General features: G+C 34.3%; 11 protein-coding genes. 6 read left to right on the top strand and 5 right to left on the bottom strand.

The window, feature by feature from the left end; genetic code table 11:
- Window positions 1-805: 805 nt before the first annotated feature.
- The 4 genes from JM172_RS05160 to kapB form a co-directional block, all read right to left on the bottom strand.
- Window positions 806-2,134 (bottom strand): ArsB/NhaD family transporter, encoded by a 1,329-nt coding sequence (locus tag JM172_RS05160; protein ID WP_214481029.1) that lies wholly within the window; start codon window positions 2,132-2,134, stop codon window positions 806-808.
- A gap of 34 nt (window positions 2,135-2,168) precedes the next feature.
- The gene (locus tag JM172_RS05155) at window positions 2,169-2,603 is read right to left on the bottom strand and encodes a hypothetical protein (protein WP_214481028.1); all 435 of its coding nucleotides are present in this window, start codon (window positions 2,601-2,603) and stop codon (window positions 2,169-2,171) included.
- 358 nt (window positions 2,604-2,961) lie between these two features.
- The gene (locus JM172_RS05150; protein ID WP_214481027.1) at window positions 2,962-4,146 is read right to left on the bottom strand and encodes an MFS transporter; all 1,185 of its coding nucleotides are present in this window, start codon (window positions 4,144-4,146) and stop codon (window positions 2,962-2,964) included.
- 476 nt (window positions 4,147-4,622) lie between these two features.
- Window positions 4,623-5,006: a kinase-associated lipoprotein KapB gene (kapB, locus tag JM172_RS05145; protein ID WP_250886520.1), complete on the bottom strand. Its 384-nt coding sequence runs from the start codon at window positions 5,004-5,006 to the stop codon at window positions 4,623-4,625.
- A 280-nt stretch (window positions 5,007-5,286) separates the two neighbouring features.
- Here kapB and JM172_RS05140 point away from each other — a divergent pair, with 280 nt between their 5' ends.
- From JM172_RS05140 to JM172_RS05130, 3 genes are all read left to right on the top strand, one after another.
- The gene (locus tag JM172_RS05140; RefSeq protein ID WP_214481025.1) at window positions 5,287-6,045 is read left to right on the top strand and encodes a peptidylprolyl isomerase; all 759 of its coding nucleotides are present in this window, start codon (window positions 5,287-5,289) and stop codon (window positions 6,043-6,045) included.
- An 18-nt stretch (window positions 6,046-6,063) separates the two neighbouring features.
- Window positions 6,064-6,264: a hypothetical protein gene (locus JM172_RS05135; RefSeq protein ID WP_214481024.1), complete on the top strand. Its 201-nt coding sequence runs from the start codon at window positions 6,064-6,066 to the stop codon at window positions 6,262-6,264.
- 240 nt (window positions 6,265-6,504) lie between these two features.
- Window positions 6,505-7,086 (top strand): superoxide dismutase family protein, encoded by a 582-nt coding sequence (locus JM172_RS05130; RefSeq protein WP_214481023.1) that lies wholly within the window; start codon window positions 6,505-6,507, stop codon window positions 7,084-7,086.
- A 273-nt stretch (window positions 7,087-7,359) separates the two neighbouring features.
- On the opposite strand, the gene JM172_RS05125 is transcribed toward JM172_RS05130, so the two are convergent.
- Entirely contained in the window at window positions 7,360-8,526 is a 1,167-nt protein-coding gene (locus JM172_RS05125) for a MalY/PatB family protein (protein WP_214481022.1), read from the bottom strand.
- Between the two features lie 472 nt (window positions 8,527-8,998).
- Here JM172_RS05125 and JM172_RS05120 point away from each other — a divergent pair, with 472 nt between their 5' ends.
- The 3 genes from JM172_RS05120 to JM172_RS05110 are packed head-to-tail and all read left to right on the top strand — an operon-like array spanning window position 8,999 to window position 12,085.
- Window positions 8,999-9,985: a YncE family protein gene (locus JM172_RS05120; protein WP_214481021.1), complete on the top strand. Its 987-nt coding sequence runs from the start codon at window positions 8,999-9,001 to the stop codon at window positions 9,983-9,985.
- On the top strand, window positions 9,982-10,668 hold the full coding sequence (locus JM172_RS05115) for a response regulator transcription factor (RefSeq protein ID WP_214481020.1): 687 nt from the start codon (window positions 9,982-9,984) through the stop codon (window positions 10,666-10,668). Before JM172_RS05120 ends, JM172_RS05115 begins: the two co-directional genes overlap by 4 nt.
- Before the next feature lie 4 nt (window positions 10,669-10,672).
- Complete coding sequence (locus JM172_RS05110) at window positions 10,673-12,085, top strand: sensor histidine kinase (RefSeq protein WP_352222933.1); 1,413 nt, start codon at window positions 10,673-10,675, stop codon at window positions 12,083-12,085.
- Window positions 12,086-12,119 lie beyond the last annotated feature (34 nt).

Genomic DNA, 12,119 nt, shown 5'->3' with positions numbered 1-12,119 from the left:
ACTTATATTTTATATTATAGGCAATATTGTCAAAGAATTATCAAGGAATTGTGGGAAATTATGTGATGCTACAAATGAAGTGTGTTTTCACTGTATTCTTTCGTTGTGATAAAGCGTAATCATTTGGTGTTGTTGAGGTGTTACATTGTATAAAAAATAACCATCTAGCTGCTTTAATTTAGCTTAGATATCAACAAAGTATAAGAAAAGAGCCTTAGCTATACCTGTTCTCGAACTAATTGTAGTTGTTCGTACTAAGTAATTAAATACGGTAAATAATGCGAGTTCGTGGCATCTTTTCTTTCTTGTAAGACGACATAGCTTAATATAGCTTAATATAGCTAAGCACCTATTTAAATTTAATTACAATAGCAAAAAATATAAGAAAAGAGCCTTAGCTAAACCTGTTCCCGAACTAATTGTAGTTGTTCGTACTAAGTAATTAAATACGATATATAATGCGAGTTCGTGGCATCTTTTCTTTCTTGTAAGACGACATAGCTTAATACATCTAAGCACTTGTTTAAATTTAATAACAATAGCAAAAAGTATAAGAAAAGAGCCTTAGCTAAACCTGTTTTCGAACTAATTGTAGTTGTTCGTATTAAGCAAAAATACGGTATGTAATGCGAGTTCGCGGCATCTTTTCTTCTTTAAAACGATGACTGTTGTGTGATATGTGTCTTAACTAGTTTACTAATTACTAACAATAGCAACAAAGCTTTATGATTACCCCCAACGCAATAAAAAGAGGAAATTGATCAATAATAAGTGACCAATCTCCTCTTAAAAAGGCTTTTAGATATTATAAAAATCTCAACCAAACATATGCATGTGCGATGATAAGTGAAACGATTGTAATCGGTGCACCAATTTTTAAGAATTCAATATAGCTAAATCCTTTACCTTCTCTAGATGCCATACCAGCTACAATCACGTTTGCAGATGCTCCAATAAGTGTACCATTTCCACCTAAACAAGCACCAAGAGCGAGTGACCACCATAATACATCTATTTCCGGTGAAGCTGGAGTTAAGCCCATTCCAACTGCCATATCTTGAATTAATGGAATCATCGTAGCAACAAAAGGAATGTTATCAATTGTTGCAGAAGCAACACCTGATACCCAAAGTATTAAAAGAGATGCTGTACCAATATCTCCACCTGTTACCTCTAGTGCTTTTTCAGCTAAGCTTCCAATTAAACCAATATCAATAAGTCCACCTACTAATGTAAACAAACCTACGAAGAAGAAGATTGTTACCCATTCAACAGATGCAAACACTTCTTCTAAATCATGCTCTTTCACACCAATTAGCATTAACAATGTTGCTCCTGCCATTGCAATAACTGCCGCAGGAATATGGAAGATACTATGAAGTACAAAGAAACCTAAGATTGTTAAAAGAAGCACTGATAATGATTTTTTCATTAAAACAGTGTCTTTTATGTAATCTTTTTCGTTTAAGTTCATTAATTTATCAATAAGAGCTGGGTCTGCCTTCATTTGTTTTCGATAGATAAAGTAGATAATAACAAAAGTAACAGCCATAATTACAAGCACGATTGGAGCTAAATTAACTAAAAACATATTAAACGTTAAATGTGAGTTTGCTGAACCAATCATAATGTTCGGAGGGTCACCAACAAGTGTTGCAGTACCACCGATATTCGAAAAGATGATTTCTGAAATTAAAAAAGGAACTGGATTTACTTTCAAAATTCGTGTAATAGAAAATGTAACAGGTACGATTAGTAATACTGTCGTTACATTATCTAAAAATGCTGAGCCTACTGCAGTCAACAGCGAAAGCGCAAGTAGGATATTCATCGGCTTCCCTTTAGCTAGTTTTGCCGTTTTAATGGCAACATATTGGAAAACTCCTGATTGACTCGTAATAGAAACAAGAATCATCATACCAATTAATAAGGTAATAGTTTCCCATTCAATATGGTGCTCATAAGCTGCTTCTAAATCAACAATGCCTAAGAAGATCATTAATCCAGCACCTAAAAGGGCGATGACAGCACGGTTAATTTTTTCTGTAATGATAAATGCATACGATATTAGAAATATCGCAATAGCTGCAAAATATTGGAAGTCACTTACTCCCGTTGTTACTGCTTCATACAATGATATTCACTCCTCTAATATTTATCTGTAGCTTCTAGTTGTCAGCGATAACTTTTCCACCACATTTTGGACATACAAGTGCTGTTACATCAATATTTAAGTCTTCGACAAAAAAAGAAAAGTCGCCTTTCTCACAATCGACTTTTAACAATCTGTCGATTAGTAGTTTTTTTGATTTAGAGCCAGAGACGGATGTATCAATCACTTCAATATGTTCATCTTTTTCTGAATTATCTTCCAGTAAAAGCTTTCCAACTGTTTCATCTTCCGTCCGCCAGCCACGGCCAACAACATGTTGCTCAAGTTGACTATGAGAGGCATTATTCAAAACTTTTTTCGCCAAGCTTACGAGTTGCTCATTCGTTAAAGAACCAAAATCTAAATCATGACCATGTTTATCCCAGTAGCCCTTAAGGTGTCCTTCGGTTAAAATAAACTTCACCATTTTATGAATGACAACGTTTTTCATAACTTTCCTCCTTATGTCCTCAGTTCTCTAAAGAACATTATATGTGTTTTTACTGTTAGACTCAAACAAAGAATAAATTTATTCTTTGTTTTTTTTTAGGCTAATAACCTCTCTTTATATAGGAAGAAAGTAGGCTATTAGCCTGGTTCATTTATGAACATATTTTTTTTTCTTAAGGCTCTTTTCGTCACCTTTGTTACTATTTTTCCTAAAAATGAACATTATTATGAGAACTCTTTAATATTAAATGTAGAAAAAGATGCCACGAATGTGATTGTATACGTGCTAATATCTATAGATGAAAAGCAGCAATCAAATTAATGCAAAAACAGCATTTTGAAAAAAACTAATCTATTCACTATGAATAGTGAGCCTTTTCGGAGTGTCTATTTACATAATGAATAGCTCCCCACAGTATAAATGCAGCAAGTAAAAATAATACTGAAGTAGTAAAAAATACAGAAGATATGCCAAAATAACCAGATAACACGCCACCCATCATTGGTCCGATGACATTACCTAAAAACCGAAAACTAACATTGTATCCGAGTACTTCACCTTGCATAGCAACTGGTGCAACTTGACGGATATATGCAGTTGTACAGGGGATTAAACCACCTACTGCTATACCGAAAATGAATCTAGCAACAACAAGCTGCCAAAATGAATGTGCAAATCCTTGAGGAATAAACGTAATAGAAGAAAATACTAGCAGAAGGACAAGTACTTTTTCATGACCAATTTTATCACCTAAATTACCCCACTGTCTTGTTGCTAGTAAGTTGCCGAAGCCCGTTGCAGAAAAAGCCATACCTGCCAAAAATGCTATATTTGATCCATTGGTAAGGTCAATGACGTATAATGCTAGCAAAGGCTGAACACTGAAATTCGCAATTTGGATCAACGTAGTTACTAAGAGAATGGTAATGAGTATTGGCTGGTGTAAGATATGGGTAAGTACCTCTTTTCTAGAGTATGTTTGTTGTTTATCTTTCTTCTTACTTTGTCTAACTTCTTTAATTCCAAGTAAAACGACGATCGTAGCTAGTAATATACCAGCTGATGTAAGAATGAAAGTATATTGGAAGCCCACTGAATCAGCTAATAAACCACCTAACAAAGGACCGAAGAGCCCACCTGAAACAGTACCCATTTGTAATGTGCCTAAAGTCTTACCTGCTTCTTCTTTTGGAGTTTGTGCAGATATAAGAGCTAAGGAGGTGGGGATAAAGCCTGTCACTACGCCCATCAAAAGACGTAAAGTAAAAAGTTGCTCAACACTTTGAACAAATGCTATTAATAGAGTACATAGCGCAATTCCTGACCCCGATATTAACAGAACCTTTTTATGACCATGTTTATCTCCGAACCTTCCCCATATGGGAGACATAAAAAAAGCAGTTAAAAAAGTTATTCCAAATACAAAACCAGCCCAACGTTGTACATAGTCAGCAGAAAAATCCCCCATCGTTTCAATGAAAAGGGATAAGAATGGCATGATCATTGTGGCACTTGCAGCAACAAAAAAGTTTGCAAACCACATGATTAGTAGATTTCTATTTTTAATTGAAATGACAAACACCTCTTAGATGTAAGATATTGTTATCAACATATTATATATGAGAAAGCTACAGAAAGAAATCATTTAATACGATCGCTAAGTTGACGGAAAATTGCTTATATTTAGCTATTTTTAGGCTCTTTTCGTAAACTTTGTTGTTATTTTCACTAAAATTCGACAGTATGATGAGTTTTATGAGAGCTAATGCCACGAACGCTAGGTGTATACGTGCCTATACCTTTGAACGAAAAGCAACAATCAATGCGAAAACAGCCTTTTTAAAAGAAAGATGCTTAAAAGAAATTAATGGACTCTTAAGGTTAGAGGTTATCTAGGGTACTCATGTTAACTATGATTAAAGCATAACCGGGTGTTATTTATGTTAATATTGGCACATGGTTACAAATGGTATTTGTAACATTCTTTAGCTGTAAAATAACCGTGGTGACAGACCCTTTTTAAAAATATTCTTTTTCTAGATTTAATAAGTTATCAATACTTTGAAGTGCCCATGCACTGTTGTCTTCTTGCAGTTGTTCTTTCATAAGCTCAAGAGCTGTGCGTAAAGATTTTTCATAGTCTAGGATGTTACCGTTATATTGCTTTACCATCTTCTTGGGGATATTTGCTTGTTCACCAAAGGCTAACGCGCGACGTTCATGAAACAATGGGACGTTAATTTGTTTAGGATTATGTAGATCCCCTTGCATTGGGTGGATAATAACAGCTTTAATCTTGACTAAATAATGATTTTCCCGAATGTTAGTAATTTCTCCAACATATTTCCCAGTCTTATATATCGCCGTAACAATGTCGCCGGTTTGGAAGTGATTTTGTGTCAAAACTGATTCCTCCATTCATTTATATTTGCTGTTTTCGCATTGTTTCTAGTTTATCAAGGTTAGCTTATGTAGCATTTAATCATCGTAAAAATGATGACATACTTAGATAACCAACATCATTCAAATAATATAGCAACAAAGTATACGAAAAGAGCTTTCATATTTAATTTTAATTATGAAGTAAAAAGTGCATCTTGACAAAAGATTAGTTTTTACTGGTGGTGGACTTGCTTTTTTTATATGATAATAGTTGATATAAAAAAAGAGGGAGACTAAAACCATGAAAAAAATGATTGTTATGATATCAAGTCTATTTTTCATACTTGCTGCCTGTGGCACTGCGGAAGTGAAGGAGGAAAATACTTCATCAGATCAAGTACAACAAGAACAAGTCGATGAGGAAAATGATGAACAACAAGAAGAAAACAACGAAGAAGAAACTGAGGATCAGGTTGAGTATCCTCAATTATCGGATGAGACTACAAATTTTCCAGTTGTAGAAATGAAAACAACAATGGGTATAATTACAATCAAGCTATTTCCAGAGATGGCGCCAAAGACAGTTGAAAATTTCCTTACACATAGTGAAAATGGCTATTATGATGGAGTAACATTCCATCGAGTTATTAATGATTTTATGATTCAAGGTGGCGACCCAGAAGGGAATGGGTATGGCGGAGAGAGTATTTACGGTCAACCTTTTGAAGATGAATTTTCACGTCAGCTTTTTAATATTAGAGGAGCACTATCAATGGCAAACAGTGGACCAAATACGAATGGTAGTCAATTTTTTATCGTTCAAAATAAGAATCTTACTTCTGGGTTTGAAGCGGAATTGGAAAAAGCAGGTTTTCCTAAAGAAATAATCGCATACTATGTTGAAAATGGTGGAACCCCACATTTAGATTTTAAACATACTGTTTTTGGACAAGTAATAGAAGGAATGGATATTGTCGATGCAATTGCTAACGTTGAAGTTGGAGAGAATGATAAACCAATTGAACCGGTAATTATCGAATCAATTAGCGTGATTGAGTAGCTGGAAAGGGTTGTGTAGATGAAAATACTCGCTATTTTATATTTGTTTTTGTATTTCCCTGAAGATAAAACGGAGTATATACCGGCAGTGTTAACCTTTGTTATATTTGCCATCGGTGCTTTTGTCACATTCGTTATATTTAAAAAAGTTTCAGCACGTGAGGAACAAAGAGCAAAAATATTAGAGGAGAAACACCAAATTAAAGACCCTACTGAGTAAATTTCAGTAGGTTTTTTTTGTATAGGCTGTTATCGCCTTATTTTTTTGTACTATCCAAAAAAATGTTTAAACTAAGCTCATGTGGCATCTTTTCTATTCTAACGATGATGTCAGCGGAATAAATCCATTAGTAGCTTTTCTAATTTAGCTACAAAAGCAAGAAAATTACGCAATAAGCCTTTGTATATTTGGAATGGATAGCGGGAAATATATAAGAAAAATGTGTTTTTGGAGGTAACAATGTATAAAGTACTATTTCCTTTGTTATTTATTTCTGTTTTGACGATAGGTTGTACAGAAGAAAACCCAACAAAGGTAGATGTAGAAATGTATAATGCTGATGGAGATTCACTTGGAACAGCAAAATTTTCAGAGCAAAGCAAAGGTGTAAAAATAGAGCTTGATTTAGAGGGCTTACCTGAAGGCGAGCATGCAATACATATACATGAAACTGGTAAATGTGAACCTCCAGATTTTAAGTCAGCGGGTAATCATTTTAATCCAGAAGATAAAGACCATGGTCTGTTACAGCCTGAAGGCCCACATGCAGGAGACTTACCCAATATTACCGTTAAAGATGATGGAAATGTAAAAGTAGATATTACTGCCCCAGAAGTTACGTTAAAAGAAGATAAAAATTCATTACTTACTATGGAAGGTACAGCGCTCGTTATTCATCAAGATAAGGATGATGGAATGAGTCAGCCAGCAGGGGATGCAGGTGAAAGAATTGCTTGTGGGGTTATTTCTAAAGAGCAAAGCAAAGGTGAAGAAACATCTGATAAAAATGAAAAAGATAAAGAAGAGAAGGAAGAGGAATAAATGGATGATAACTAAGATTGCTGTTTAGTGTTATATTATAAAATTGCTAGTGTGATTAAATGACCACAGTAAGTAGATAAGGAAGCAAAGGTGCCGTGAACACTTAGTTTTTACATACTTGTTACTTAGTGATTTAGGGAACAAAATGAGACAAAAAAGTCATTAATAAATGTTGATATGTAAATCAGGTGGAGAATTTACCCCACCTGATTTTAAAAGAAATACATGAAATAATTGCTTGTAAAATTAAAGGATTTTATAAATGTTTGTTACTTATCCTAGTGCTTTCTTTAGTCTATTTAATCCATCATATAAAGTTTGTTTTGGGCAACCAATGTTCATTCTAACAAATCCATTACCAGCAATACCAAACTTACTGCCTGGTTCCAAAGCTAGTTTACCTTCTACTAATAATTCTCTCTTAAGTTGTTCATCTGTCATGTGTAGATTACGGCAATCTATCCAGATCAAATATGAAGCATCGGGCTTAATCATTTTTAGGCTAGGTAGATGTTGTTTGAGATAACGATCAACAATCATAATATTTTCCTTCAAGTATGCAATCAAGCTCTCTAGCCAAACTTCTCCATAATGATAGGCTGCTTCCATAGCAACCATGCCCAGTGCATTTACTGTATAAAACCCTTGCCTTTGTTGTACTTTTTGAAAAGCTAATCTTAGCTGAGTATTAGGTGTAATAATAGCAGCTGTTTGAAGACCCGCAAGGTTAAATGTTTTACTTGGTGCGATACAAGTAATAGTTCGCTGAGCAAACTTTTCATCAATTGATGCAATTGGAATATGGGTGCCTGCTAAAATAATATCTGAATGAATTTCATCTGAGATAATGGTAATGTTATGTAATGAGCATATTTCACCAAGTTTTGTTAGCTCACCTTTAGTCCAAACTTTTCCACCAGGGTTGTGAGGATTGCATAGAAAGAACAATTTTGTTTGTTTATCAATTAATTGTTCTAGTTTGTCAAAGTTAATTTCGAATTTGCCATCGTCTAAATCAAAAGAATGATAGACTGGAATTCGGTTATTTTTTATGACTAGGTCAAAGAACGGTGGATAGACTGGTGTTTGCATCAAAACCTTATCCCCAGGTTTTGTGTACGCTTCTATGGCAGTTGCCAATGCGGGTACAATACCTGACGAGTAAATTATCCAGCTATCTCGGATATTCCAATGATGCCTATTGTTTACCCATTTTTGAATAGCTTTTTTCGTTGATAGAGGTGGTTCTGAGTAGCCAAAAATACCGTGCTCTACTCTAGACTGTATTGCTTTTAATACTTGTGGGGGTGCCTTGAAATCCATATCTGCAACCCACATTGGCAACACATCATCTACACCAAAAACACGTTTAGTACCATCCCACTTAATAGAATTTGAATGTCTCCGATCAGTGACTTGATCAAAAAAATGATTATCCATGCTCTTCACACCTACCTCTTTTTAGTATACTTCTTTTTAAAAAGGCTCTTTTTGTAAACTCTTTGCTATTGTTTTAAATTAGCACCATAAAAAGTGGTTTTATATGTTAGTCATCGTTGTAAAGATGAAAAGATGCCACGAACGCTAGTTGTGTGCGTGTTTAATTTCTTAGTACGAGCAACAACATTGCTTTTAGAGTATGTAAATATTTATACACCGGTTCAAAGGCATACGAATCATCTTGATTAAGTCAATTAGTTGTTGAACTAAGAACCATTTGCTTAAACAATAGCAGATGAACTTCACTGTTTGAACACAATTTAAATGTATAATGATTGCAAGAACAACTATTAGCTTAAGTATATTTGAACATAGCAGGTTGGATTCTTATTTGACTGATTGACAGATTCCACCTATAACTCATTATACAAACTAAGATTCATTGTTTGAACCCTATATAGGAGTGAAAAATATGTTTCAACGAAAATTATTGATGCTTACTGTTATGCTAATCATTTTACTTGTAGGATGCAGTAACACACAACAATTTAAGCCAATTAACCCTCATCAATCATCTGTACTATCGGTAAATATAAAGGATGCAAGTCTATCTTTTATAGATATTTCTAATAAGGAACAGACTGAGTCTTGGGAAATAAATAGAGCAGTTACAGGAGGGCTGATGTTCCCTGATCAAGATACACTAATGTTATATGGGAAGAATGAAGAAAGTGCTTATTTGTATGAATTATCCACAGGGAAAGAATTAACCCCTTGGAAAACTGGAACAGGAATTGTAAATGGAATTCTTTCCTCTGATAAAAACAGTATTTATCTTGTTGACCAAAATAGAAATTCTATCCGAAAATTTTCTCTAACTGGTGAGGAGCTTAATGAAATAAAAATTGGGAAGCGTCCATTTAGTATGTTTGAATCAAATGATGGAGAAAGAATATATGTCGTTAATATAGATGATACAAGTTTATCCGTCATAGATGCTATTCATAATGTGGTTATCGATACGTTTAACATAAATCCTTTGCCTACTGGAGGACTATTACGAGAAGCGGAAAAAGAATTGTGGCTAGGGGGGCATGGTAATGCAAATAAAATTGAGACGAATATTAGCGTGTTTTCACTAGAATCAGGAAAACTGAAGGAGGAAATTGCAGCTCCAACAATGCCAATATTTTTCTCAGAAACAAAAGAGGGGATTTTTGTCCTCAGTCATGGATCAAGCATGATTCGCAAATTCAATCCAAGTACATATGAAGAGATATCAGCAATAAATGTAGGTGTGAATCCTGTTGAAATGGTTGCAATGAATGATGAGCTTTATATTACCAGCTATGATAGTGATGAGGTGTATGTTATTGACCAAAAAACAATGGAAATAACAAGCACTATCAAAGTAGGCAAAGGGCCATTTCAATTAATTAAAAGAGAAGGTGAACGATGATGACTGAGAAGAAGAAAGTAATGATCGTTGATGATGAAGAGGATATGAGAAACCTTATTCAAATGTATGTTGAGCGCGATAATTTTGAAACATACCATGCATCTGATGGTAATGAGGCATTTAACATACTCGATAAGACTAATATTGATATCATCATTCTTGATGTAATGATGCCTGATATCGATGGCTTTACATTTTGCGAGAAGCTACGTCAAACCTCCAACATACCGATTATCTTTTTAACTGCTAGAGGTGAAGAGTGGGATCGTGTATACGGTTTGAAAATGGGGGCGGATGATTATATTGTAAAGCCCTTTAGTCCAAGTGAATTAATTGCTCGAATTGATGCAGTTTTACGTAGAACAAATCAAGGCATGCATAATGAAGAGGGTTTATTTGTTAAATTTGGCTCATTAGAAATTAACGAAAAAGGTCGCAAAGTGCGCATAAATGGTAGCTCTATTGGGTTAACACTTAAAGAGTTTGATTTATTGTTATTCTTTTGTAAACATCTAGGTCAAGCATTGAGTAGAGAGCAATTATTAGAAGGGGTTTGGGGCTTTGATTATAAGGGTGGTGTAAGAACAGTCGATACACATATTAAAACGCTTAGAATAAAGTTGGGTGAGTTTGGAGATTCGATTAGAACTGTATGGGGTATCGGTTATAAGTTAGAGGTGTGAAAAGATGTTTACAATGATCAGGAATTTGACGTTAGCACATAAAATTTGGATTACTATTAGTCTCGCCATTATTGGGACAATTTTTTTTTCATATATATTATCAAATTATTTTTATGAAAAATACTATGTTGAAAATGTAAGAAAAACGCTTCAAGAAGAAGGCTCTCAACTTGCGACTAATTATAATGGTGGAGAAATAACAGACCAATTTATTGACCAAATTAATTGGTACAACCAAATGTCTGAGCCGGAAGTGTTGCTAATAACAAACCCTCGAGAATTAAGTGCGTGTCTACCGTTTGATATTGATTATGAATCTTATATTGATGAAGAAGATAGAGAGCGACTATTAAGAGGTGAACACATATCCAAAATAGGATATGAACAAAAAATGGGACATCAAATTTTAGGTGTTATCATTCCTCTATTAGATGGAAATAGACTAGAAGGCATTGTTTATTTATATACCCCTTTAGCGAATATTACTGATATGATCAATGATATTACTAACTTATGGATTCCAGTTGCTATTTTATTTGTCATTTTATCCATTCTCATTGGAAGGAAAATTATTACAAAACTGATTAAGCCGCTCAAGCAACTTGAGCAAGCTGCCCAACACATGTCTAAGGGGAATTATACAGAACGAGTAGAAATTACAACAAATGACGAAATCGGTAAGCTTGCACAAGCTTTTAACGATATGGCATGTGCTATTGCAAAAGAGGATGAGCGTAAGAAAGAATTTCTAGCCAATGTTTCCCATGAGTTACGCACACCTATTAGTTATGTAAAAGGTTATAGTGAAGCAATTGTCGATGGCGTCGTAAAAAAACAGGAGGATGTACAGCGATACCTTAAATTGATTCATCGTGAGGCTGCTCGAATGCAACGACTCGTGCATGATTTACTTGACTTATCAAAGCTAGAGAGTAGTGTGTACAACTTAACAAAGGTACCACTAGTATTTTCACAATTAATTGAAGAATCGTTAGCAATTTACGAACCAATTTTGCTTGAAAGTGAAATTTCACTTAACATGATGTTGGATCCAGAAATTATTATTTATGCTGATGAAGATCGTATTGAACAAATCATTCATAACCTTATAGATAATGCTATTCATTATACTGAAAAAGGTGGTAATATTTCAGTTCAGTTAAAGAAAGCAAAAAATAATCAATGTGAGCTAATCATTTCAGATACAGGGATAGGAATGGATGAAAAGCATCTAAATCAATTAGGTGAAAGGTTTTATCGTATAAATAAAGCGCGTACTCGGAAAGATGGAGGAACCGGCCTCGGCTTAGCGATTGTTAAACAAATTGTTGTAGCCCATAATGGAAATATATCATTTTACAGTAAAGTAGGAGAAGGTACTCAAGTTCATATTGCATTTCAGGTATTAACGAATTAATTGCCGAAATGCTATAATAAATAAATTAACAGAA

Source organism: Bacillus sp. SM2101, from assembly GCF_018588585.1.
Classification (GTDB): domain Bacteria; phylum Bacillota; class Bacilli; order Bacillales; family SM2101; genus Nanhaiella; species Nanhaiella sioensis.
Note: the sequence above shows the minus strand (reverse complement) of the source record. Positions and strands in the feature narration are given on the sequence as shown.